23 protein-coding genes are annotated in these 24,976 nt (G+C 37.3%); 14 read left to right on the top strand and 9 right to left on the bottom strand.

Going from position 1 to position 24,976, the window contains the following annotated elements:
- Positions 1-36 precede the first annotated feature (36 nt).
- Positions 37-861 carry a hypothetical protein gene (locus BMS_RS14485; protein ID WP_014245570.1) on the top strand — a complete coding sequence of 275 codons (825 nt, stop codon included), beginning with the start codon at positions 37-39 and terminating at the stop codon, positions 859-861.
- A 2-nt stretch (positions 862-863) separates the two neighbouring features.
- On the opposite strand, the gene BMS_RS14480 is transcribed toward BMS_RS14485, so the two are convergent.
- Both BMS_RS14480 and BMS_RS14475 read right to left on the bottom strand, forming a co-directional pair.
- The gene (locus BMS_RS14480; RefSeq protein ID WP_044557665.1) at positions 864-2,117 is read right to left on the bottom strand and encodes a THUMP domain-containing class I SAM-dependent RNA methyltransferase; all 1,254 of its coding nucleotides are present in this window, start codon (positions 2,115-2,117) and stop codon (positions 864-866) included.
- Positions 2,110-3,048, bottom strand: coding sequence for a phosphotransferase (locus tag BMS_RS14475; protein WP_014245568.1), 939 nt, complete (start codon positions 3,046-3,048; stop codon positions 2,110-2,112). Before BMS_RS14475 ends, BMS_RS14480 begins: the two co-directional genes overlap by 8 nt.
- Positions 3,049-3,202: 154 nt before the next feature.
- Between BMS_RS14475 and ahcY the strand changes: the two genes are divergently transcribed.
- The 4 genes from ahcY to BMS_RS14455 all read left to right on the top strand — a co-directional run bounded on the left by ahcY (position 3,203) and on the right by BMS_RS14455 (position 6,783).
- On the top strand, positions 3,203-4,498 hold the full coding sequence (ahcY, locus tag BMS_RS14470) for an adenosylhomocysteinase (RefSeq protein ID WP_014245567.1): 1,296 nt from the start codon (positions 3,203-3,205) through the stop codon (positions 4,496-4,498).
- 74 nt (positions 4,499-4,572) lie between these two features.
- Positions 4,573-5,013 carry a ribose 5-phosphate isomerase B gene (gene rpiB, locus BMS_RS14465; RefSeq protein WP_014245566.1) on the top strand — a complete coding sequence of 147 codons (441 nt, stop codon included), beginning with the start codon at positions 4,573-4,575 and terminating at the stop codon, positions 5,011-5,013.
- Positions 5,013-5,684, top strand: coding sequence for a hypothetical protein (locus BMS_RS14460; RefSeq protein ID WP_014245565.1), 672 nt, complete (start codon positions 5,013-5,015; stop codon positions 5,682-5,684). Before rpiB ends, BMS_RS14460 begins: the two co-directional genes overlap by 1 nt.
- A 91-nt stretch (positions 5,685-5,775) precedes the next feature.
- The gene (locus BMS_RS14455; RefSeq protein WP_014245564.1) at positions 5,776-6,783 is read left to right on the top strand and encodes a hypothetical protein; all 1,008 of its coding nucleotides are present in this window, start codon (positions 5,776-5,778) and stop codon (positions 6,781-6,783) included.
- Between the two features lie 25 nt (positions 6,784-6,808).
- Here the strand turns inward: BMS_RS14455 and BMS_RS14450 are convergent, their stop codons facing one another.
- From BMS_RS14450 to BMS_RS14440, 3 genes are read right to left on the bottom strand one after another with little or no spacing between them, the layout of a single operon-like run.
- On the bottom strand, positions 6,809-7,537 hold the full coding sequence (locus tag BMS_RS14450) for a polyprenol monophosphomannose synthase (RefSeq protein ID WP_014245563.1): 729 nt from the start codon (positions 7,535-7,537) through the stop codon (positions 6,809-6,811).
- Positions 7,538-7,564: 27 nt separating this feature from the next.
- Entirely contained in the window at positions 7,565-7,960 is a 396-nt protein-coding gene (locus BMS_RS14445; RefSeq protein ID WP_014245562.1) for a thiol-disulfide oxidoreductase DCC family protein, read from the bottom strand.
- 12 nt (positions 7,961-7,972) lie between these two features.
- Positions 7,973-9,616 carry a hypothetical protein gene (locus tag BMS_RS14440; RefSeq protein ID WP_014245561.1) on the bottom strand — a complete coding sequence of 548 codons (1,644 nt, stop codon included), beginning with the start codon at positions 9,614-9,616 and terminating at the stop codon, positions 7,973-7,975.
- A gap of 195 nt (positions 9,617-9,811) precedes the next feature.
- Between BMS_RS14440 and BMS_RS17190 the strand changes: the two genes are divergently transcribed.
- The 4 genes from BMS_RS17190 (at position 9,812) to BMS_RS14415 (ending at position 14,393) form a co-directional block, all read left to right on the top strand.
- Entirely contained in the window at positions 9,812-10,351 is a 540-nt protein-coding gene (locus BMS_RS17190) for a metal-dependent transcriptional regulator (protein ID WP_014245560.1), read from the top strand.
- Entirely contained in the window at positions 10,338-11,027 is a 690-nt protein-coding gene (locus BMS_RS14425; RefSeq protein WP_014245559.1) for a hypothetical protein, read from the top strand. Before BMS_RS17190 ends, BMS_RS14425 begins: the two co-directional genes overlap by 14 nt.
- Positions 11,028-11,100: 73 nt before the next feature.
- The gene (locus BMS_RS14420) at positions 11,101-12,366 is read left to right on the top strand and encodes an Npt1/Npt2 family nucleotide transporter (RefSeq protein WP_014245558.1); all 1,266 of its coding nucleotides are present in this window, start codon (positions 11,101-11,103) and stop codon (positions 12,364-12,366) included.
- Positions 12,363-14,393, top strand: coding sequence for a M3 family metallopeptidase (locus tag BMS_RS14415; RefSeq protein WP_014245557.1), 2,031 nt, complete (start codon positions 12,363-12,365; stop codon positions 14,391-14,393). The genes BMS_RS14420 and BMS_RS14415 overlap by 4 nt, the downstream gene beginning before the upstream one ends.
- Before the next feature lie 22 nt (positions 14,394-14,415).
- On the opposite strand, the gene BMS_RS14410 is transcribed toward BMS_RS14415, so the two are convergent.
- Together BMS_RS14410 and BMS_RS14405 are read right to left on the bottom strand one after the other, a co-directional pair.
- Positions 14,416-15,462, bottom strand: a complete 1,047-nt coding sequence (locus tag BMS_RS14410) for a saccharopine dehydrogenase (protein ID WP_014245556.1) — start codon at positions 15,460-15,462, stop codon at positions 14,416-14,418.
- A gap of 9 nt (positions 15,463-15,471) precedes the next feature.
- Positions 15,472-16,458 (bottom strand): NAD(P)H-dependent flavin oxidoreductase, encoded by a 987-nt coding sequence (locus tag BMS_RS14405; protein ID WP_044557662.1) that lies wholly within the window; start codon positions 16,456-16,458, stop codon positions 15,472-15,474.
- A gap of 164 nt (positions 16,459-16,622) precedes the next feature.
- Here BMS_RS14405 and BMS_RS14400 point away from each other — a divergent pair, with 164 nt between their 5' ends.
- Genes BMS_RS14400 through BMS_RS14385 form a run of 4 tightly spaced genes read left to right on the top strand, consistent with a single transcriptional unit; the run spans position 16,623 to position 22,301 of the window.
- Positions 16,623-17,810 (top strand): M20/M25/M40 family metallo-hydrolase, encoded by a 1,188-nt coding sequence (locus tag BMS_RS14400; RefSeq protein WP_044557661.1) that lies wholly within the window; start codon positions 16,623-16,625, stop codon positions 17,808-17,810.
- 55 nt (positions 17,811-17,865) lie between these two features.
- Positions 17,866-20,502, top strand: coding sequence for a helicase-related protein (locus tag BMS_RS14395; RefSeq protein WP_014245553.1), 2,637 nt, complete (start codon positions 17,866-17,868; stop codon positions 20,500-20,502).
- Positions 20,503-20,505: 3 nt separating this feature from the next.
- Positions 20,506-21,327, top strand: a complete 822-nt coding sequence (locus BMS_RS14390) for a ferritin-like domain-containing protein (protein ID WP_014245552.1) — start codon at positions 20,506-20,508, stop codon at positions 21,325-21,327.
- Entirely contained in the window at positions 21,315-22,301 is a 987-nt protein-coding gene (locus BMS_RS14385) for a hypothetical protein (protein ID WP_014245551.1), read from the top strand. Before BMS_RS14390 ends, BMS_RS14385 begins: the two co-directional genes overlap by 13 nt.
- Here the strand turns inward: BMS_RS14385 and BMS_RS14380 are convergent.
- Positions 22,275-22,886: a class II aldolase/adducin family protein gene (locus BMS_RS14380; RefSeq protein ID WP_014245550.1), complete on the bottom strand. Its 612-nt coding sequence runs from the start codon at positions 22,884-22,886 to the stop codon at positions 22,275-22,277. The two genes, BMS_RS14385 and BMS_RS14380, sit on opposite strands and share 27 nt — an antisense overlap.
- 85 nt (positions 22,887-22,971) lie before the next feature.
- Between BMS_RS14380 and BMS_RS17665 the strand changes: the two genes are divergently transcribed.
- The gene (locus tag BMS_RS17665; RefSeq protein ID WP_044557660.1) at positions 22,972-24,018 is read left to right on the top strand and encodes a hypothetical protein; all 1,047 of its coding nucleotides are present in this window, start codon (positions 22,972-22,974) and stop codon (positions 24,016-24,018) included.
- Between the two features lie 76 nt (positions 24,019-24,094).
- On the opposite strand, the gene BMS_RS14370 is transcribed toward BMS_RS17665, so the two are convergent.
- Positions 24,095-24,823 carry an HD-GYP domain-containing protein gene (locus BMS_RS14370; RefSeq protein ID WP_014245548.1) on the bottom strand — a complete coding sequence of 243 codons (729 nt, stop codon included), beginning with the start codon at positions 24,821-24,823 and terminating at the stop codon, positions 24,095-24,097.
- Positions 24,824-24,976 lie beyond the last annotated feature (153 nt).

Genomic DNA, 24,976 nt, shown 5'->3' with positions numbered 1-24,976 from the left:
GTTACTATCATTAGTGAATTTTAGAATTAGGAATATATGAACTCTTCGGAAATATTAAAAATAATTGAGCAATTCAATGAAACGACTCATGGTAGCTCCGATTATGACAAAGACGAATTCTTCTTAAGGGGAGAAAACTCGTCAAGTTTTGCACCACTTAAATATGTTCAGAAAAAGCTCGATGGATTAGGTGGAGTGGGCGCACTTTTAAAGCAAGGCTTTGTCTGTGATTCTCTTGAGTTATTTGAATTGGAGAATTTTTCAAGTTGGTATGAAAAGCAATTCTCAAAAAAACTAAAAAGAGGCCAAGGAAAGGATATATCAATTCTTGGTCTACCAGATAATAAGTCTATTCTCGATGCTGTTGAGACAGTTAATAAGTGTTATAGAATTCTTACTGAGCAGCAAATCCTGGTGAATGGAAAGAAGCTGCCTGTCCAATTGGGTGAGTGGTATTCAAAGTGCATTTTTGGATTACATCAAAAGAAGTCTACGTCTCAAAGAGGGTTTGATTTCTACTTAGATAAAAAGAGAGTAGAAGTTAAAGTTCACTGGGGTGATCACTCTTCACCAAAAGGTGTAAAAGTTAGAAAGAGTCTAGTTGAGCTTAGTGAATTCTGTGTCATCATTTATGTGGCGAAGAATTTTATGATTAGAGAAGTTTGCTTCCTAGACTCTGAGTTCATTAAGAGAAAATTCTCTGGAAAAGGGCATACTATCTTTTTAAAAGATGTTGATATCTCACCATACTTTTTCTCAAAGTCAGATAAGCATACAGATAAAGTTGTTAATGTGAATGCGCTTATGAAATATTCAAATCCAAACCTAGCGATGAAGTTAGTCGATAGGTTTGGAGGATAATTTTATCTAATGTCGTACTTTAGAAGTCGACACTCAATACCACCGTTAAAGAAAGGCTTTCTCATTGAAGTTTGAAGTGAGATGGCCTTGCGGTACTCTTGATCACTAGTTAAAACATAACAGCGAAAACCTTTGTAATTAGCTTTAAAGTTCTCACCGAGGTCATGGTAAAAAGCAGGCAGGTCTTCTTCTTGGGCCAGTCTCTCTCCGTATGGAGGGTTTGTGATAACAATCCCTGGAGCTTCATCAAATGGCTTAAGTTCAAGTGCATCGGCATTGTGAATTTCAACTAGGTCTTCTGGAAAGTTTGCAAGTCTCATGGACTTTCTAAAAACACTGAGGGCCTTATTTGAGATGTCACTACCAAAGAACTGACCACCTGGTAGTTGATTAATGCTCTCCTCTCCTTTTTTAAGAAGATCCATAGCATATTCTTCTAGGCGCTCTTGATGATCCTCTCTCTTATACCAAAGGTGATCTTGGAATGCGAAGACTTGAGACTTCTTAACAATAGGAAGAAGTTTAATCCACGCTCCCGGAAGATTCGCTGCTAGATAGAGAGCTTCTATAATAATTGTTCCCGATCCACACATAGGGTCCATGAAAATATCTTCATCTTTATTCCAATCTGTTGATTGAATGATGGCCGAAGCAAGATTCTCTCTCATAGGAGCTTCGTGACCATGAGGTCTATAGCCCCTGTGACTAAGAGGACTCCCACAAAGGTCTAGATAAATTCTATTAAACCATCCCTTCTGTCCTTTTATTCCTTCAATTCTTTGCAGAAAAGAAATATCAGGAGCATCTTTAGAGATATTTGGTCTTGGACCAACATTTTGGCGGAAGCTATCTACAATGGCATCTTTAAGTCTAAGCGACATAACCATCGAGTTATTAAAAAACTTATTTGCATCTCTATCAAAGAGTGTAGAAATTTTAAAAGTTTGATTAACTGAAAAGAGGTGGTGCCACCACTTATCTTTTGCAAGCGCATAGTGGTCGCTATCTTTTTCAAATTTATACTGATGAACTTCAAGGTAAACTCTACTGGCCAGTCTTGAATTAATGATTAACTCAATGACGTTCCACTGCTTTGCTTTAAAGCGTATACCTCCTGTAAATTGTTGAAAGTCTTCTCCGTCAAATTTCTTAATTTCTTCTAGGAGAAGCTCTTCTAATCCACCTGGGCACGAGGCGAAGTACCAACTAAGCCTCTCTGATTCACTAACTTTTTCTCTTGTTCTTTTCTTATTCATTATTATTCCTGTCATCCCAATAAACTTTCGCTTTGTTTAAAAGTTCTTGGTAACTATTGGCCATAAGTGGATTTAAACTTCCTTCTTTAAATCGCTTTATTCTCCATAGAGCGATTGAGAGAAATCCAATTACTATGGCCTTATCTAAATTTTCTTTTTCAAAAATACTTAATGGTCTTACTTCTTCATAGCCTTCTAAGTAGGACTTAATGAGAGAAGTATTAATTCTTCCTTTCTCAAGACAAGTTCCCGAGATCGAAATGCCTAAGTCGATTAGGTATTCACCAACACCGGCCTGTTCAAAATCTAATATCACTGCAAGGTGATTTTCATCAAAGAGTGTATTGTCGTAGTAGAGGTCCCCGTGAATAATACCCTTCTCAAGAGGAAGCTCAATGAAGCTAGCAAGCTTATCGGGAAAGAAGTAATTCACCATCTCATTGAAGTCATCTGGGCATTTTGGGCTATCGAGGTATTCGATAATCTCTGCTGGACCAAAGCCGACACTTTGGTGGGAGCGAACTTTTTCACTATCGCAATCGAGGCGGTGAAGAGTTGCTAGGCCCTTTCCTATTTCAAGGCAAGTTTGATCACACGGTCCAGGGGCAATTCCTTCAATGAAAGGAAAGATGACCCCGAAGTATTCGTCATAAGTATAAACATTTTCACCTTTAGTCGTCGTGAAAGGTCTAAGTGAAAACTTGAAACCAGATTCACTTAGAAGAGTGAGAATATCTTGTTCTTCTTTTAGGTGATCATATCCTTTATCGTTTGAAACTTTTAGGAGGTAAGTGCTCTGTGCAATCTCAACTTTGTAATTGGAATTTGAAATACCGAGCGAAAGAGAGCTGAGCTCATCAATTTTCCCTAAATCGTATAAATCAATAATATTCTGAGCGTCTTCTTTGCTCAGTTTTGTGTAATCACCCACAAAAGGCCCTTGTTGCGTTGTGTCCTCTGAAAATATGCTGATTTTTAGCTTTTTTAAGCCCTTAGGTCAACGACTTGGGTAAAGGTTTCTTGCTCCTATGGGGTTGTAAGTGTTATATTACTGGGGATTTTTACAATAAATCTTGGAGGATTAAATGGAATTTACTGACTACAAAGTAAAAGATATCTCACTTGCGGACTGGGGACGTAAGGAAATTACAATCGCTGAATCTGAAATGCCAGGTCTAATGGCACTTAGAGAAGAGTTTGGACCGTCTCAGCCACTAAAAGGTGCTAAGATTGCTGGTTGTCTTCACATGACAATTCAAACTGCAGTACTTATGGAGACACTTGTTGCTCTAGGTGCTGAAGTAAGATGGTCTTCTTGTAATATTTTCTCTACTCAAGATCACGCTGCTGCTGCTATGGCCGCTGCTGGAATTCCTGTTTTCGCATGGAAAGGTCTTACAGAAGAAGAGTTTGACTGGTGTATTGAGAAGACTCTTAAGTGGGCCGACGGTTCTGCACTTAATATGATTCTTGATGACGGTGGTGATTTAACGAATATGGTTCATGACAAATTCCCAGAGCTAATCGAAGGAATTAAAGGTCTTTCTGAAGAAACGACTACAGGTGTTCACAGACTTTATGAAAGAGTTGAAAAGGGAACACTTAAAATGCCTGCAATTAATATTAACGATTCAGTAACTAAGTCTAAGTTTGATAATCTTTACGGATGTAGAGAGTCACTTGTAGACGGAATCAAGAGAGCGACAGATGTAATGATCGCTGGAAAAGTTTGTGTTGTTGCTGGTTACGGTGATGTTGGAAAAGGTTCAGCTCAATCTCTTAAGGGATTAGGTGGACGTGTTATCGTTACTGAAATTGATCCAATCTGTGCACTTCAAGCTGCAATGGAAGGATTTGAAGTAATGCCAATGGATGATGCTGCTAAAATCGGAGACATCTTTGTTACAACAACTGGTTGTTACGATGTAATCGCTGCTCGTCACATGGATATGATGAAGGACAATGCTATTATTTCAAATATCGGTCACTTCGATAACGAAATTGATGTAGCTCACCTGAACAAAAACTACGACAAAGTAAATATTAAGCCACAAGTTGATCAGTATATTAGCAAAGACGGAAGAAGATTAATTCTTCTTGCTGAAGGTAGACTTGTGAACTTAGGTTGTGCAACTGGGCACCCATCATTTGTTATGTCTAACTCATTTACAAACCAAGTTATGGCGCAAATGGAGTTATGGGATAACTCTGATAAGTATGAAAACAAAGTTTACATGCTTCCTAAGCACCTTGATGAGAAAGTTGCAAGACTTCACCTTGAAAGAATTGGTGTAAGACTTGATACTCTTTCTAAAGATCAAGCGGCTTACTTATCAGTTCCTGTTGAAGGACCTTATAAGCCAAACCACTACAGATACTAATTGATAGTGACATGGCCTACTTTAAAGTAGGTCATGTTTTTTAGAACATCATATTCAAGCCTCGGAATGAATTCATGAAAATCTATATTGGCTGCGACCATGCAGCATTTGAAGAAAAAGAAATCTTAAAGAAATTCTTAACAGACTTAGGTCATCAAATTGATGATGTAGGAACTCATGAGAACTCACGTTGTGACTATCCTGATTACGCTAGTGCACTGGCTAAAGGTGTAGTGAGAGATGGCGTAAAAGGTATTCTTCTATGTGGCTCAGGGATTGGTGTTTCAATGGTTGCGAATCGCTACAAAGGAGCTAGAGCGGCTCTTTGTAGAACAGAGAAAGATGCAATACTTTCAATCGAGCACAATAATGCAAATATACTTTGTGTTGGTGCTAGAATAAATACAATGGATGAAATTAAAAGTATCACTAAGGCATGGCTTGGAGCTGAGTTTCAAGAAGGGCGACACACTGATAGAGTCGCAATGTTTAATGATATTGGAGAAGATGTATAATGTTTACTGCTGAGAGAGTCGCTTATATTTTTGCTTTAATTGTCGCTTTAGTTGGCGTTATCGGATCTCATATTGATGTAACTTGGTATGAGGGAACATTTGCCAGAGAAGATGGTTTTGTAGAGTGGTTAACAGTTATCGGATTGTTAACAGGAAGTTTTCTATGCTTTTACAGAATATCAATCCTAAGGCCATTTAGAGGGAAGCTCTTTCTCTTTTGTACTTTTATACTTGGTTGCCTATTCTTTTTTGGAGCAGGAGAAGAGATTTCGTGGGGACAAAGAATCTTTAATATTCAATCCTCGGATTTCTTTTTAACTCATAACTCTCAAGGGGAAACTAACTTACATAATCTCATTGTTGGCGGAACAAAGATTAATAAACTTATCTTTGGAACTATTCTTGGAATCTTAATTGGATTCTACTTTCTTATACTTCCATTTCTCTATAGAAAAGTTGAAAAGGTTAAGGCCATTGTCGACTCTATGGCAATGCCGCTTCCAAAGTACTTTCACATAATTGCTTATCTTGTTCTTGTTGCCCTTACTGAATTTATTCAGGGTGGTAAGAAGGGAGAAGTTCTTGAGTTTGGTGGAGTATGGATATTTGTCTTAATGACATTTGTTCCTTTCAATAGAGAGATCTTTTCAAGAAAGACTTTCGATAGGTAGTTGATTAAAATCCTCGTGATTTTTTGTGTCATGACACGTCTCTAAATTAAAAGATACCATCTAGGTTAGAACTTTAAATTTAGGACGGAACATGAAATATGCATTTCTATTAACTGCACTTATTTTCACATTTAATATCCATGCACACGAGAGCGATTTATCCTCTGCACCTAATTACTTAAATAAGATTGATCGTAGACTCAAGCCAGACTCTATAGAGATTACTAACTCAAGAGGATCTGACTCCCAGATAACTGCTGTTATTTTAAAGAATAATATTAGGGAAGATGTTTTAAATTTTAAATATACTGTTCCAAGCAAGGAAGAGTGCCTTTCTCAATCAAAAAACTTAGTAAAGATAGATCTTGATCTCGATAAATTTAAGATCGTAGGCGATTGGAATAGAGAGTACGAGCTTGAGTTCGAAGCCGACTGCTCTAAAGATTATAAGCTCATCTTTAACTATGATTCGCCAGCCGGAGAATATTTTAAAATTAGAAATATAGCTTATAGGATTTCTAAGAACTTAAAAGATATTAAACGTGATGAATTTCTTACGAGTAAAATTAAAATAAAATTTCCTAGTGGAGGAGATTATTATAACGGAACTGTAAATGTGACAAAGGGCTACCAATGGGACGTTGTAGGTCACGAAATAGGCCATGCTATCTATTCTCATGCCCGAATCGGTCGAAGCGCAGGGGGAAGTCATAGAATTGATGAGTGCTACTCTAAAGAGTTAGCGCTGAGTGAAGGCTGGGCCAGCTTCTTCTCTGCATGGGTCTCTGTCGATTTAAATGATCCTATGGCCAAGTTTGAGTATATGGTTCCTAGAAGAGCTCCTCTAGAGATTGAACATGTTCCAGGTGATGTTTGTACTGGTCCAACCAATGAGTGGAGAGTGTATTCATTTCTTTGGGATCTTATTGATTTAAATAATGATAATGAAAATGTGGAAATAAGTTTTAAAGATCTTTGGGATTTATCATTTAGGAAGTACTTTCCTTCAATAACTGATTTTAAAGATGAAATCTTAAAAGAAGGATTTGATCCCGTGCTAATTAATATAGTCTGGGATCAAAATATTGAAGGTAGATAAACTGGGTAAGTCCCAGTTTCTACTTTTATAATTTACCTAAGATCTTGTGAACTCTGAGGCGTAGAACTGAGAAGAGAGCTTCAAAGATTATTCCACCGGCCATCTTAGATTGACCATCTCTTCTCTCATAAAAAATAATCGGAACTTCTTTAACTCTTAATCCCTTTGACCAAACTTTATAATTCAATTCCAATTGGAAAATGTAACCCTTAGAAATGATCTTATCTAAGTTCAATGACTCAAGGGCCTTTCTTGTAAAGCACTTAAATCCGCCAGTCGTATCGTAGACTGGAATATTTGTAACAAAGCGAGTGTAGATAGAAGCTAAGTAAGAGAGGAGTAGTCTTCTAAATGGCCAGTTGATAATTCTGATTCCGTCGATATATCTTGAACCGATAACTAAGTCATTTGACTGAGCGGCCTCTAGAAGATCTGGTACCTGAGCAGGGTCATGAGAGAAGTCACAATCCATTTCGAAAACAAATTCATACTTTCTTTCAAGGGCCCATTTAAACCCTGTGACATAGGCCGTTCCAAGTCCAAGCTTCCCTGTTCTTTGGATCATGTGTAACTGCTCTGGGTACTGCTCTTGATACTTTTTCACTACATCTGCTGTTCCGTCTGGTGAACCGTCTTCAATAATGAGTAGGTGCACACCTTGGTGAAGCGAAAAGAGAGTTGTAATCATTCTCTCGATATTATCAATTTCGTTATATGTAGGAATAATGATGAGTGTTTTCTCAAATGGCAGCAAAATGAACTCCAGCTAATTAAAAATCTTTTAATTATTCTTACATTTTGGGCATCTATTTAGCAATGACTCGCGGTAGAGATTTGAGGATTTATAGAAAATATCAAGTGCTTTTTGACCCGCGTTAGACTGAATAAGCCAAGAGATTTTTTTGACTTTAGGATTTAGAGTGATCAAGTACTCGATAACCTTAGCACCCTTTAGAACCTGGTCCTTACTAAGAAGTAAGTGAACTTCTTTCTTGCATTGTTCATAATTTAAAATAGGGAAGTCTTGATAGAGATTCGAATTGGAGAGAGGCTCGAGCTTTATATGTTCCGTAGACTCCATTCTTGCAATTGAGTTCGCAAATCTCTCGCATAGTGGGCATTCACTATCGAAGAGGAGAATGGGGGAGAATTCTTTTCTCTCGTAAACTTCTTCCATGAAAACAGTGTCCTATTTAATATATTCTAAGCGTCTCCATCCTGAGACTTGGTATCTTCTAGAGATAATATCAAAAATCTTTCTATCACTATTCTTAGATATCTGTGCCTGTTTCTCTGCTTGCTCTGCAAATTTTAAAACGGCTTGATTATTTTTCTTCTTTTTCTTTTTTAGACCAAAGCGAGAGAGAAAGTCAGGCTTCTTTGTCGTTGCCTTTCTTTGGTTAGAGTTAATTCCATCGCCGCCGGAAAAAGTTAGAACGTTGCTCTTCTTCTTTCTATTAGAGTTGGAATAATTTCTTCTGCTGTTGTTAAAGTTTCCATTAAACTTTGCCATATTCTTTTTTGCTTCAGGTGAAACTGAAGTTGTTGCTACCTTGGTTGCTAAATTTGCAGGCAGTCCCATCTCTTGAAGAAACTTAGCCTCTGATTTTTGAGCAGGAGATAGAATTGTATTGGGCTCTAGTTCAACTTTACTATCAAGCTCTCTAAGCTTTGCGAGAGCATTATTAAGATTAGTCTGTGTTGAGCTTAAGTTCTTCCCTGTGAGCTCTCCTTTTGAAAGAGAGCTAAAGTCACTTAGTGCAGGTGAAGAAAGAAAACTCTGACCATTAAACCCTGTAATAGTCGTCATAACTTTCTCATCAATACATGTATTGGTTTGAGCACATTTACAATCAGGGTCTTCTTTTAATTGATTATCTACACAAGTGACGATCTCAGAAGTATAGGCAATAGGTTTACCATTTATTTGTGGAACACAATACTGAGCGTAGTCAGGTCTCTTCTTTGAGGTTTCCTCTTCACAGAAACACTCTCTCTCTGTAATTGGATTACAGTCGCCCTTGCCTGGTAGTTTATTGGCAATGGCCCTTGTTTTTTCAGCATAGTCTTCATGAGCACCAATTTGATCATAATAGAACTTTGTTAAAAGTGTTGAGGCACCAAGTTTCATTAAGTTACTTGTACTTCCCCAAGATGCACTTGATAGAGAGAGCATTCCCACATAGCAGGCTGTTCCGGCTCCCCATCCCGTTGTTTGAATTTTTGCTGTTTTGGCGCGGCTATCATGATTGGCAGCGGCCTTTAGAAGAGAATCCCTTTGTTGAGTATCTTCTTTACTAGGTAAACTGCTTAGGGTTTGTTGATCAGAAGTCGTATTAAACATCCCAATTGCCTCTGTGGCCATTGGGATATACTTACAGTAATCCTTTTGCTCGTCCTTTTCCCCGTTAGCATTATTGTTTCCAGAGTTATTCGCATCTCCACTACTTGCAGCTTCGGCTTCTTTGGCTTTTTCTGCTGATGACTTGGCCCACTCACTCTTGGTGGTACTCAATTCACCGCCGGCTGTCCCCATGATCATGACGTAAGCTTTCGAGAGAGCGCTTACCATTGAAGACTTCATTCCCATAAACTTTGGGTCGGCCTTATTTCCTAGACAAGCATCTTCAGTATCAGAGTCGGCAGTACACTCTTCTTCATAAATTCTCTGGACTCTTTGATCGTGAACAAAATTCTCAGAAAGATCCTTATCTTGATCAGTTAAGTTAGACGGATCATGGTCAGGTCCATACTTCGTATCCATGACAGCTTGGGCCCCAATTTGGAGAGATAGTGTCATTGTGAGTAATGTTATTAAGAGCTTACGCTTCATCTGAATATCCTTATTTCAATACCTTATCATTTTATCATGGGTGGGAAATTGGGCCTATGGGAAAATCTCACCCCTTATGTAAAATGTTTAATATCGGGAACTTAACAATGGGGTATAGGGGTGTTATAGTTTTGCCTAGGTGCAAAGAAAAGTTGACGTTTGATCCCATCGAGAGAATTTGGTACAAGGTATAGTATGACAGCAAAAACACATGAAATAGAATTATCACACTCAATGGCCCACTACCTTTTAACGATCCATAAGTTAAAGGAGAGTAGAGGTTTTGCTAGAGTTACTGATATTGCAAAAGATCTCGGTCTAACAAAGGGAAGTGTATCTACGGCCCTTAATAACTTGAAGAAGAAAGGCTTTGTCGAAGAGGAAGAAGACTGTAAGTTTTTAATCCTAACAGACAAGGGTCACGATGAAGTTCATAGAATTCTTTCTTCAAGAACTCTTCTATACTACTTCTTAAAAGACTTTGTTGGAGTAAGTGAAGATACTGCTGAGCGCGACTCGTGCCTTATGGAGCACCTCATGAGTTCTGAGACTAGTACAAAGTTCTTTGATTTCATGAAGAACCTTGCTTGTACTTGTGAGAGAATTGAAAAAGAAGGTGGCAAAGTTCCTACTGGGTTTAACTTCCAGTCGTCGCTAGACTTCTGCGAATTTGATTCCGCTGAGAAGTTCTTTGAAAGCCAAACTGGTGATTCTCATCTAAGTGAAAAAGAGTAATTTATTATTCATCTCTATTTTGTTCTTAGCTCAAAGCAAACTCTTTGCCGTTGAGCTAAGGCAGTATTGTTTCCCAAGAAGTACCTCCCTCACTGAAGTTAAGAGATATTTAAATCAAATTAAACTTGATGGAGATATTATTAATATCAATAACTCCCTTCATTGCTTAACCGTAGGGGTTGAGGAGAAACGAGTCGGATTGTTTCAAAAGTTTCTGAGTATGAACTATAAGTTTACTACCAGAGGAGACAACACGATTTCTAAGAATGAATGTCAATTTGAAGTTGAAACTCTTAGGAGTGGAGATAAGAAAACTCGAGGCTTGAAGGTAGGCTCTAGAAATGACGTTAGAGATAGAGACTCTAGCTATAGTGGCAAGTCGACCAGTAGTATTAGAGTTGTTGAGGGGAAACTCGCTCAACTCTTCGTAAATGATACCCTAATCGCAATCTCTTGTAGCGTTCGAGGACGAGTGACTGAGGTAAGTATTAATCTTGGTACAAAGAAAACGAATCTTGTAACGACAATTCAAATTAGAAAAGGGCAAAGAGTTGACCTTGGAAGTGTTGTTCAAGATCTATCCAATAAAAATTCAGAAGTTTCTCTTTCAAAAGGTATTCAGTACTCAAAAACTACTGGAGAGAAAAGAGATCAGGTTTATCTTATCTTAAAATAATTCAATGTTTTGTTTCATCAAATACCTCTATCGTATATGATTAAATGTACTTTAATTTACAATGGCGTGGTAAATGGCGAATAAAAATTACTTTGATGATTTGAAGAAAATGTTACTTGAGTTAAGCTCAGAAAAAAAACGAGGATTAATTCTAGGAAGTATAAGTCTCTTCTTTCTTTTCTTCTCTTACCCAATGATTAGAAGTGCTGCCGAGGCCATATTTCTAGATACGTATGGAGCTAAGAAATCTCCACATGTTTGGTTCTATTCAATCATAGCTCTTAGCTTTACAGTTACTCTCTTTAATAAATTTCAAACCAATAACTCTGTTCACAAAGTCTATTGGGGAATTGGTTCAATCACCGCAGTTATTTTCTGTATTGCACTCTACTTTCTGCACAGCGGGCAGAATATCTTTGCTTACATCTTCTATATTTGGAAAGAAGTCTACATTGTCTTAATGGTTCACTCAGTTCTGGCATTCATAAATTCGATTCTTAGCTATAAAGTTGCAAAGACAATTTATGGCCCTATGGGTGCGCTGGGTTCAATTGGGGGAATTCTTGGAGGGGTGATTACTTCAAGCTCTTCCTCTGTTCTAGGTGGAGCGGAGGGAATTGCGCTAATAGGTACATTCTTTATTTTAATTTCATGCTCATTCTTTCAAATGACGGGAACAAAGTTTGATCAATTAGATAAAATTGATAATAGAAAGAATGAGTCTCCATTGCACTCTATTTTAGAAGTTAAGAATTATGTCTTTCTCATTGCCTTAGTTATCATTTTGACTCAGTTCTGTATTAACCTTACGAATTTTAAATTCAATATTCTACTGGAGAGGTTCGTACACACTAAGAGTGAGAAAGTTTCTTATTTAGGAAATCTATACTCCGCTATAAATGGAATCTCTCTCTTTATGCAAGTTCTCATTATTCCGCTTCTCTTCAATATTGTAAAAAATAGGACAATCCACTTCTTTATTCCTATTTTCTTCTTTCTGGTCTCGGGGTTAAGTTTTTCATTTGGAGGGGCAACTCTCTTTCCTGTGATGCTCACTTTCGTGCTCTTCAAAGGGACTGACTACTCATTGTTCGCAGCGGCAAAAGAGATGCTATATTTTCCACTTATCGCTAGACAAAAGTTTGGGGCGAAGTATGTTGTTGATATGCTGATCTATAGGATGGCAAAAGGGGTCATTTCTCTTGTTTTAGTGTTCTATCAAAGCGAAACCTTCGTAGAATATTGCTTGGCCATTTGTCTAATTGCATGGATTTTTGTATTAATTCCATTGTTTAGACAACAAGAGAAAGTATTAAATCAAAATAAGGAGTATTTATGAATCCAATACTTAATGAATATAAGACAGTTTTCGCAACTGTACCATTTGAAGAAATTAAAAATGAACACTTTCTTCCTGCGCTTGAAGAGGGGATTCGTTTAGGTAAAGAGAATATCGAAAAAATCAAAAGTAATACTGAAGAGGCGACTTTTGAAAATACAATTCTTGCACTTGAGAACTCAAGCGAAATCTTAGATAAGACAGCAGAAGTATTTTTCAATCTTCTTTCTGCAGAAACAAATGATGAGCTACAAGAGATTGCAAAAGAATTTTCTCCAAAGCTAACTGCTTATGGAAATGACGTAGGTCTTGATGCTGATTTATTTGTAAAGATTAAGGCGGTTTGGGACAAAAAAGATTCTTTAAATTTAGATGCTGAAGATCTAAAGCTTTTAGAAAAGAATTATAAATCTTTTGTTAGAAATGGAGCTCTTTTAAATGAAGAAGGAAAAGAGAAGTTAAGAAAGATCGATGAAGAACTTTCAACTTTAGGTCTTAAGTTTGGAGACAATAATCTAAAAGAGACAAATAAATTTATTATGGTTCTTGATTCTGAGGACGATCTGAAGGGGCTACCGGCCGGTGAAGTTGAAGCGGCTGCAATGCTTGCTAAAGAGAAAGGCCACGAAGGAAAGTGGGCAGTAACTCTAGATTATCCAAGCTTAATTCCTTTCATGACTTATGCTGAGAATAGAGAGCTTAGAAAAAGACTTTATATGGCCAACGGGACTAAGTCTTGTAAGGGTGACGAATTAGATAATAAAGAAGTTATAAAGAGAATGGCGGAGCTAAGACATCAAAGAGCAAAACTTCTTGGTTATGAGTCACACGCTCACTTTACTCTTGAAGAGAGAATGGCCGCTAATCCAAAAACAGTAACAGATTTCTTAGATGATTTCTTATCAAAAGCAAAAGATCAGGCCAAGAAAGAAATTGAAGACCTTCAAAAATATGCAGTTGAAAATGGTGGGCCGAGTGATTTACAAAACTGGGACTATGCTTTTTGGGCAGAGAAGTTGAAGAAAGATAAGTTTAGTATTGATGATGAAATGCTAAAGCCATACTTCAAATTAGAGAATGTTATTGATGGTGTTTTTCAAGTTGCAAATAAACTTTACGGTCTTAATTTTAAAAAGAACGATGAGATGCAAAAGTATCACAAAGATGTGATGACTTATGAAGTAACTGATGAGTCTGGAAGACATATTGCTGTATTCTATGCAGACTTTTTCCCAAGAGCTGGAAAGAGAAATGGTGCATGGATGACTGCTTATAGAGGTCAGTCAAATGTTGATGGAGTAGAGAAGAGACCACATATCTCAATTGTTTGTAACTTTACTAAACCAACTGAGACGAAGCCTTCGCTTCTAACATTTAATGAAGTGACAACTCTCTTCCACGAATTTGGACACGCTCTTCATGGAATGCTAGCGGATACGAAGTATGAAAGTCTTTCTGGGACAAATGTATTTTGGGACTTTGTAGAGTTACCTTCACAGATTCTTGAGAACTGGGCCTATGAAAAAGAGTGTCTCGACTTATTTGCGAAACACTATGAGACGGGAGAAGTTATTCCTAGTGAATTAATTCAGAAGATCAAAGATAGTGCCACTTTCCATGAGGGAAGAGCTACTCTTAGACAGATAAGTTTCTGTTTATTAGATATGGCATGGCATAGTGGTGATACGACTGCAATTTCTAATCCTGAAACTTTTGAGAAAGAAGCGATGAAGCCAGCTAGCTTATTACCAGATGTAGATGGAACAATGATGTCTACATCTTTTGGCCATATCTTTGCCGGTGGATATTCATCAGGGTATTACTCATATAAGTGGGCCGAGGTTCTTGACGCTGATGCATTTGAACACTTTAAAGAAAATGGTATCTTCAATAGAGAAATTGCCACTAAGTTCAAAGATAATATTTTATCTAAAGGTGGAACTGAGCATCCGATGGAACTTTATAAGAAGTTTAGAGGAGCTGAGCCAACACCTGATGCTCTCCTTAGAAGAGGCGGATTAATTTAACGAATAAAAGAATGCACTCGCTTTATAGCGAGTGCTTTTTAAAGATATCTAAACTTGCCTTCCAAACGTGATTCTCTTCACCTTCATTTGCTAAATTAATTAGATGCTCAATAAGTTGAGATGAAAAATCAATAGAACTCTCTCTAGGTAGTAGAGAGGGAAGATTATCCACAGCTAATAGCTCTAAGTCACAAGTCTTTAAGAATGGCTCTTTCCAAGAAGTAATATGATCATAAATTGGAATAGGATTTAGGTCACTGGTTGGGTCGCAACTCACGTCACCGATGATAGAGAGCTTTTTATTGGTTTGTAACATTTCTCTTGAAACAAAGGGAGGAATCTTTGTGGTCATCAAGACACAGTTAATAAAGATGTCATGCATTTTTATTTCTGGAAATGGACCGCCTCTCTTAGTTTCTTCGTAGTCCCAAGAAGTAGTCTCTACCCCAAAGTGATCAAAAACTTCCTTTGCTCCTGAACCACATCGACCGAGAGCACCGATGACTATCGCCTTAGGTTCTTGGCCTGCATCCTTTCTATGCTTTGTAATTTGTGAATAAAGCTCTTCTATATTTTCAAAAGATTTTAACTCTAAGTAGTTTTGCCCAGACTGCTTTTGATAAAAACGATCTAGACTAATGGCCGCACCAATGAAGCCTGCCCACTTTCCAAATGCTGCAACTCTTCGCCCGTCTTTTCCTACAAGATACTCTAGGTCAAAGTGCTTACCGCCACCACTTGTATAGCGCTTAATTACTTCCTTTGCTCCACTTTGTCCCTTGTAGATATGGGCAAAGTAAATATGTCTATGCTCTAGAGAGAAGTCATCTACAGGTAGCTCCTTAAGTCCTAAGATAAAGGATTCCTTGTCTTCATTTATCCACGATTTCTCTTCAATGAGCTCACAGCCAATATCAATATACTCTTTATTTTTAAATATTCTGTCGCTACAGGCCTCAACTTTAACTTTATGACCTAGGTCTAGGAGTTTCTTTGCATCACTTGGTGTAAGAGGTGTTCTTCTCTCTGAATTTTTAAATTCTTTTCTTAAGATAAATGTAGCACTCATTTTTCTTCCTTAAATCATTCGATCTTGAAATTCTTTTACTGAAGTTTCATATTCACTAATAAGTCTATCGACTATAACTTTAATAGGTTCGATATTGTGAGAGAACTCTATTGATGGTCCCGCACACCAAACTGTTTTAAAAGTAGCAGAGAAGGCGGCTTTCTCAATGGCCTTCATTCCCTTGTAGTAAGTAAGCATCTTGGCATACTTCTTTAACTGCTTATTCTTATTCAAATAAGATTCAACAAAATTTTGCTCAGTTCCTATTTTTTGAACATATGGTGTATTGATCACAGTACATGGAGTACCAGAAACTCTTGAAGTCATAACAATATCTTTAGCACCAAAGTCTACAGCAGCTTGCTTATATTCTTGAGACACTCCACTCTCAACAGTCGCAATAAATGGAGAACCAATTGAGGCACCCTCTGCTCCTAGAGCTAGAGTTGAAAAGAGAGCTGAACCTGTACCAACTCCACCTGCACTTATCACAGGAATTTTACAATGCTCTCTTAAGAGTGGAACGAGAATAGAAGTTGGAGTTGGGCCTGCGTGCCCACCTGCTCCAGAGTTTACTGCAATAAGTGCATCTGCCCCAAGAGACTCAACTTTCTTTGCGTATTCTAAATCGACAATATCGCAAATGACCTTAGTGCCCTTAGCACCGCATTTCTTAATAACTTCTTCGGGACTTCCTAGGGAAGTTATGATGAAGTCAGGGACATATTTCTCACAAATTTCTATTTGCTTCTTTAGATGAACATTTGATTTATTCACGATGAGATTTATACCAAAAGGTCCCTCGCATTTTTCTTTTAACTCCTTAATCCCTTCTTCGAAAAGCTCTGGAGTTCTCCAGTTGAGAGCGGGAATACAGCCCATAATTCCACATTTAGATGCTTCAATTAACATTTCATTATTAGAAACGAGAAACATAGGTGCCATAATGATGGGATATTTAATTTTAAAGGTCTCTGTAAGCCACGTTTTTATCATGGTTTTTCTCCATATTGTCATCTTAAGTAGTTGTATTTATTCTTACATATATGCCGTTTGGCATAAAGTTTTATTTTGTAAGAACTTATTTGCAGTATTTGAGAAGAGTCTGCTCTACAATAGTTAAAAAAGATCAGGAAGATTTTTTAATTAGGAGAAATACAATGAAGAATTCGTTGAGATGGATTTCACTTTCTTTACTCTTAAGCGCATCAGTAAATGCTGCCCCAAGTAAGAAATTAATCACAATTGATAGCGACGCGGTGAACTTCACTAATAAAATGTTCGCGCAAAAAATGATGAAAATTAAAAGTGTTGAGGGAATCTCTTTACTAGAGATTGATGAGAACTCAATTGAAGAACTTAGTCATGAGATGCATGAGAAGTTTCATAGATGTGGTGGCTTCATGGTTCACGACTCAATTGAAGATGCTCTAGAAACTTTAAACTCTAGTGAGCTAAGAAATTTTGCCAAGTCAGCTCCATTTGCAGACTATTCAATTACAGAAGAAGACACAGTAAAAGAGCTAATCACTCAAGTAAGTGAAAAGAATATTACTGAAGTGATCAAGAAATTATCTAGCTACAAAAATAGATACTATAAGTCACAAAGTGGAGTTGATGCTGTTCACTGGATTCGCGATCGTTGGACAAGTCTAGTTGCCCATAGAAGTGATGCCAAGGTTGAGCTCTACGAGCACTCTAGCTGGGATCAGCCTTCAGTTATTCTAACAATTGAGGGAACAACTGATGAGACGATTGTTATTGGTGGTCACGCTGACTCAATAGCAGGTTTCTGGGGAAGAGCGAATGCTCACGCTCCTGGAGCAGATGACAACGCTTCTGGTATTGCTACAATGACTGAGGTTATTAGAGTATTTGCGAACTCTGGATATAAGCCAACAAAGACAATTAAGTTTATGGGCTATGCAGCTGAAGAAGTAGGACTTCTAGGTTCAAAGGCCATTGCGAAAGAAATGAAGCAAAAGAATGCAAATATTGTAGGAGTTCTACAATTAGATATGACGAACTTCAAAGGTTCTGACTTAGATATCGTTATGATGACTGATTACACTAATCAGCAACAAAATGAATTTATTGGAACTCTCTTAGATAAGTATTTACCAACTGTGAGTTGGGGATATGATAGATGTGGATATGGTTGTTCTGATCACGCATCATGGCATGGACAAGGCTTCCCAGCTTCAATGCCTTTTGAGTCAAAGAAAAGAGATATGAATCACAATATTCATACTGCTCGTGATACAATAGAACAATCTAGAGGTGGTTCTCTTCACGCAGTAAAGTTTGCGAAGCTTGCTCTAGCATATGCAGTAGAGCTGGATCGTTAGACTGATTTAAGACTGTAAGTTATGATGGGCCACTAAACTTTTTAATGGAGTAAACGTGGCCCAATCTGAGGTTCCTTCACTGGTAGATTTTGAAGAAGTAAAAAATCTACTCGAGTCAGAAAGAAAAACAATAATTAAAATTAATAGCTTTAGTGATGATGAAGAGTATGTTCGCTCAACTGAGGACGCCGCTCTAATTTTGGACTTTATAAAAGAAGTTCAACAATCCCTTCACACTTTCTTTTTAGAGTTTCCTTCACTCGTACCTCTTTTTGGAAAAGAGTACACAACATTCTATGACTTTGTTCAAAGAGAAAATGTTCTCGATTTAATATTTCTAGATGATTGTATGTTTCCTGAGCAGGAGAGATATTACTTTGGTCAAGATGGAGGGATTAGTTTAAATATTCTCTCTCTTCACCAAAAAGCTTTCTTTGAGTGGATGCAAAAGGTTAAAGATAACCACTTAAACTCTCAGGCAAAGATACTGGAGAAATTCTCACTCTCTTTAAAGATGTCTGATCTAGACTGCCAATGTTTATCTTGTAACGCTAACTATAGAACGAGACTAAGAGAATTTATTTTTGAATCTTGTATCGAAAATATTGAAAAGTCTTACGAGAAAATTGAAGGTGCTTTAAACAGACCTATAGAAGAGATCGGGGATATATATAATTCACTTCAAAAAGAATTGGATAAGACTGTCTTTAAGGCCCGAAATAAACTTAAGAGATCATCTCTTAATAGATTAGAGTCTCAAATTAAAAATAATCTAAGTGATAGATTTGATTATCCAAGTGATCTTGCTAAAGATCATTCTAGAAATATCATTCCTTATCTAAGAGATTGGCTTAATAATAATGATCTCTCAGAAGACCTTATTGAAGATAAGGAATACGAGAAATTTTTCTCTCAACTAGGTTCAAACCTTTGGAAGGGAAAGAAGTACTTACAAAGAGAGTTTAGAAAATTTGTAAGGGCCATTGTTGTTTTGAAGAAGAAAGATGTCTCTTCCAAAATCTTAAATGATTATCTTGGAGAGTTCTGGCTTCACTCTAATGCGAGAGATATCAAGAGAACAATTATTTATCACATGGGGCCAACAAATTCAGGAAAGACTTATCATGCAATTGAAGCTCTTAGTAAGGCAAAGACTGGTTGTTACCTTGCGCCACTAAGACTCTTGGCTGGAGAGCTCTACGATACGCTAAACTCTAAGGGTGCGAAGACAACTCTACTAACAGGTGAAGAGGTAATAGAGAATGAGGGAGCAACTCATTTCTCATCTACAATTGAGATGGCCCGCTTTGGTGAAGTATTCGATTGTTGTGTCATTGATGAAATTCAAATGATCACCGACAAGCAAAGAGGATGGGCCTGGACTCGTGCTCTTGTAAATATATTCTCTCCCGAGATTCATGTTTGTGGTGACCCTTCTGCATATGAGTTGGTAAAGCAAATTGCTGACCTATGTGGAGATGAGTTAGTCGTCAAAGAATATACTAGAATGACTGAACTCAATGTTCAGCCTAAGCCAATAGTTGTTGGACAACTTGAAAAAAATGACGCTCTTATTGTTTTCTCTAGAAGAAATGCTCTTCGCTTTAAAAGAGATCTTGAAAAAGTTGGATTTAAAGTTTCCATTGTCTATGGAAGATTAAGTCCTGAGGTAAGAAGGGAGCAGGCTAGAAAATTTGACGAGGGTGAGACTGATATTATCGTCTCTACTGATGCAATCTCTATGGGTATGAATTTACCTGTTAGACGTATTGTCTTTTCAACACTCTCAAAGTTCATTGATGGTCATGAGTTTATAATTTCTCAAAGTGAAATTAAGCAAATTGCTGGGCGAGCTGGCCGATTCGGTAGATTCCCAACTGGTTTTGTGACGACACTTTCAAAAGTAGAAAACGGAATAAAAGAAATTAATGATGCTCTAAGTGCAGAGTTATCTCAATCAACTCAATGTATGGTTGGACCAGATTTAGATATTTATAATAAAGTTAACAATGCGCTAGCTGATAATAATCTTCCAGACCTTAAACTTTCTGAATTCCTACGACTCTTCCACACAATGGACTTTAAAAAGCCATTCTACTGTGTGCAATTAAAAGAGATGATTGAACTCGCTGAGATGGTTGAGGATACGGATACAGAGGGTGCTCTTTCATCTTCTGAAATCTTTGGTTTCGCCTGTGCTCCAGTTAATCAAGGGCTGTTGGAACATGTTCAATACTATATGTGGATACTTTCACATTATGTTAAGTCTCAAGACATTTTAAATGAGCCAATAGACTCTAAATCTAGTGACATTGATTATCTTGAAACATCAATTAAGTGTGTGGAGCTATATCAGTGGCTTGCTAGACATTTTAGCAATAAGAATTTTCTCTTCAATGAATCAGACCTTCTTGAAAATAAAGGGCTGGCCGTTGATAGACTTAATACCTTACTCTCTGAAAAAATTGTTCCAACTTGCTCAAGTTGTGGAGTGAAACTAGGAGAGAAGCATAAATTCGCCATCTGTGAAGATTGTTTTCAGCAAAGACGTTTTAGTCGAAGAGGTGGTGGACCTAGAAAAGGTAGAGGGAACTCTAAAGCTCAAGCCTTTAAGAAAGGATTACCGCCAAGAAAAGGTGGTAAGAAGACTGGCTTTAAGAAGAAGAGAAAGTTTAGTGGGAAGAAGAACTAGCTAATGAATATTGACGAGTACGCTAGAACTCTTCTCTTTTCTACGAACTTAGAGGATAAGCTTTTAAGTCCTAAAGTTATTTCTAGCTTCAATAGTTTTGAAATTGTAGACCGTCCGCTTTCTCCTGGAAGAGATAAGTTAATTTCTTTTTCTACAAAGCAGACAAAGTTTCCAAAGCCTAAAACGCTTCATATTCCAGAGAGAAGAGCTACTGCGCTACACTTCTTCGCTAATCATGAATTGCTTGCAATAGAGATGATGGCCGCGGCAATACTTTGCTTACCAACGAGAAATGAACTAGACCTAAAAGCGAAGAAAGGGCTCCTTGCGACTATCGCTGATGAACAAAAGCACTTTCTCCTTTATAAAAAGAGAATGGAGAATTTAGGGCTTGAGTTTGGAGGGGTCTCTTTAAATGACTATTTTTGGAAAAAGTTTTTAGAGGTAGATAACTTAGATGGATTCTTTGCGCTTGTCTCACTTACCTTTGAAGCCGCGAATTTAGATTTTGCGAAATTCTACGAGAATATCTTTAATGAAGTAGAGGATTTCGAAACAGAGAAGATAATGAATATTGTCTATGAAGATGAAATCAGCCACGTTGCCTATGGAAGAAATTGGCTCAATAAGTGGAGAGAAGATAAGTCTTTGTGGACCTATTATAATGAACTTCTTCCTGAGAATGTGACACCCGCCAGAGCGAAGGCGATGATGTTTGATCAAGATGCTCGCCTAAGAGCTGGATTAGATCAAGACTTCATTGATAAAGTTAGAAATTATGAAGATGATTTTGTCGTAACAAATAGAAAAGAATGGAAGAAGTAAATTATATATTGAACTTTGACTATGAATCATCCTTAGCAGGAAAGAGTTTTAAACTTAAGGGCTCTAATTGGTTTGATCATATTTTCTTCTTTATTAACCAAGAAGCTAATGCTTCTCTTAACTCTACCTATCCATTTGACGAAGACTATTTAAACTACTTAAAAGAGCTTGGAGTTGTTTCAACTAAAATTAGAAGAGCTGACAACCCAACGAATTGGTGGGGGAAGAAAATAGACCTTCCTGTTGAAAAATATTTTAACTCTAAGATAACAATGACTGAATTAGGTCTCCGTGAAGGGTGGATTCCGGTTCAAAGTACCATTGATATAGAACAAGCGAGATCTGAGTTTGAGCTTCCTCTTATTGCTAGAGACGAGTGGGGGTTTTCGGGACGTGGTGTAAAGATTATTAGAGATGAACGCGACTTTGATAGTGTTAAGAATCGTAGTGTCTTCTCTAGTTATGTGAAAAAAATTAGAGACTATGGAATTACCTTTGATTTAATCCATGACGATTTCTTTATTGTTGAAAACTTTATTGACTCAAGAGGGCAATTTAAAGGTGGAACGCTTCGCTCGGTGGATGAGAGTATCGGAGAGAAGAATCTAGAAAAATTAATTCTTATAAGAAATAAATTAAAAGACTTAGGGGCCACTGACTCCGTTCAGATTGATACATTTACTTTTGATAAAGGTTTTCATCCATTCGTAGAAGTTAATTATAGAAGAACAATGGGACAGATGGTTTACTCTTTAAAGCGATACTTTGATGAAAGAAATATTTACTGGCTATTAATGACTAATAAAAAGAAAAAGTCTTTTAAAGATATTCAAGAAGGACTTAAAAAGTATCCATTTAAGACGGTACTACTTTCTCCTGCAGATCACTTCCTCTCCATTGCTCTTTTATCAGAGAAGGAGTTAAATATTTCTAATGAAATTTCCAAGTTAGAGGAATTTATTGGCCAAATCTAAAATCAATTGACCGCACTCATCCATCTCTCTAGCATAAGCGATAACACCATCTTGATGTCCTTTCATTACAATTAAGCCTGCGTTCTTTGATTTGATAATTTCACCTACGCAATTTGCCATTTGGATAGTTCCGTAGGGTACATCCTTGGGAGTAGAGTCGTATTGATGCTTAATCATCTCTTCCCAAATTATTGTATTGTGAATATGAAAGACAGCATTTAAGTTTCTATTTCCTTCATAGACTGCAGCATGAGTAAGGGCCTCACTAGATGCTTCTAAGGGACCTCTTTGTTTTAGCTTCATCTGTGCTAGGTCATAACCCTCGACGAGCGTGTAATGCTCACCAGTTAAGTTTGAATACTTTCCAGTCTGAGTTCCAGTGATTATGAAGTGTGCTTGATCTTGCCACTCAACGATCTTTGAAATATTTCCAAAACCAACTTTTTCAATAGGGTATTCGCCAATGAGGTTGAGTTCGAATAATTTCTCTCTCCATAGCTCTAAATCGCCCCATAAACTTTTATCCAGTGGCCCTGTATGGGTAAAGTTTGACCTATCATATTTGATTACACCGTCATCGATCACTTTTTCTCAACCTTTTTTGTTAATTTTCGATAAGTTATAAGATTACCCATATTATAAGTTATTGAAACCTTCAAAGGAAAGAAGAATGTTCGACGACCTAAAAGAGAAAATCGATGGATTGGTAAGTTCTGTCAAATCTAAACTACCTGGATCAAAGTCTGATGACGATGATGAAGAGTATGAAGACGAAGAGTTTGATGAAAAGACTGAAGAAATAGATGTCTCTGAAAAGTTAGATGAGTCTGATGACGAGTACGATGAAGACGAGGACGAAGACGAAGAAGACGATGAGGATGAAGCTAAGGCGAAGAAGCAAAAGATGATGCGCCTTGGGCTAGTGGCGATAGTCTTAGTTCTCGGTGCCAGTATATTAATGGATGACGGGGCAGAGGAAGATGAGCTACCGGCTCCTGCTCCAATTGCTAGAAAGAGACCTAAGCGAAAGAAGAAGCCCGTTAAGAAAAATGTTGAAAAAAACGCGGAGAAAGAGGCACAAGTGGCAAAGAAAGAAGCTGCTCCTACTAATGAGTCTCCCGCTGAAGAGACTCCTGTGGCACAGGTCCCAAGTGAGAATACAGTAAATGAGCAACCTAGTGAAAATGTTGAGGCTGAAAGCACTTCACCGAGTGAGACCAGCACAGAGGAAGTTGTAGTTGAAAATGAACTAAAATTAAATGATGACTCTAATGAAGAACAGAAGGCAGCAGCAGTAGAGCCTCTAGGGCAAGATGGATTTGAATCTAATCAAGATGCGCAAACTCCAACTCTTGGAGAAGGTTCATCAGATAGTGCAAACTCTAACGACGATATGTCGAATGCTCTTGATAATTTAACACAAGCTGATACGCCCGAGATGATCGAAAAAGTCGTAAAGGAAAAACTAGAGTATCAAGAACCTCCTAATTACTTAGAGACAGGAAGAGGACTGGTATACAACTGTACGGGGAAACATTGGGCCTGCGTAGATCAGACAAGTTACATTAACTGTAAGAAGAATAATGATTGGAGTAAAGAGAACGAGAAGAACCCAGAGTGTTTTCCATCCAATGTCTACAGTAGTTTTACAGACTGTAGAACAATTCAGATTCATAATATCAATACAATCACTGAGACAGAGTTCTGTAAGAAATAAAGCAGAACTCTAAAATGAAAATAAAAAAGAGAAACATAGTGTTTCTCTTTTTTTATATATTAAATTTCTTTGTAGATTAAGCAGCGTCTTTAGCGAAGTTCCCTTCGATAATTGTAAGTTCAAAAGTATCTTCACCTTTTGAATCTTCTCTAGTCATTGCCTTGATGAAGTGCTTAACAAGTTCAGCATCAAATTGAGAACCTGAAAATTCTTCTAGCTCACTAAAGGCAACTTCATAAGGTAGGCCCTTTCTATATGGTCTTGTAGAAGTCATTGCATCAAAAGTATCAGCAATTAAAATGATTCTTGAAAATAGAGGTATTTCTTCGCCTTTAAGCCCGTCTGGGTATCCGCGACCATCATATCTCTCATGGTGATGTTTGGCATAAGTAGCAATGTCAGTGAAGCAATCAAAATCTTGAAGGATTTCTGCTGTCATACTTGGATGCTCTTTCATCTTTAGAAATTCATCTTCTGTTAGTCTCGCAGGCTTAAGTAAAACAGCATCGGGAACACCAATTTTACCAATATCATGAAATAGAGCAGACATTTCTAGCTCATACATTTCTTCATCATTAAGACCAAGCTCTTTACCAAGAGTAACACTATAATAAGCAACACGAGTACTGTGACCATATGTATAGTGGTCTTTAGCATCTAGTGCTCTTAACATACTTTTTACTGCCATTTCACACATTTCTCGTTGTTGCTCACGCAGCTCTCGAACTTGTTTTACAAGGTCAAGCATTGCTACATTAGCAATAACCGTTTGAAGTGAAATAACATTATCTTTTTTCTTATCCATAATTAGCCCAATGCTTAGCTATTTATTTATTGTAATAGCGTGCAAAGCATTTATCGTTATTTTGACCAAAAACCTTTAGAATTAACTTTTTTGATAATGTTTTCAGAGAGTTATGGCCTTAAATAAATGATCTCTAGTGCCCATAATTGATGT

Source organism: Halobacteriovorax marinus SJ, assembly GCF_000210915.2.
In the GTDB taxonomy this organism is placed as follows: Bacteria; Bdellovibrionota; Bacteriovoracia; order Bacteriovoracales; family Bacteriovoracaceae; genus Halobacteriovorax; species Halobacteriovorax marinus.
Note: the sequence above shows the minus strand (reverse complement) of the source record. Positions and strands in the feature narration are given on the sequence as shown.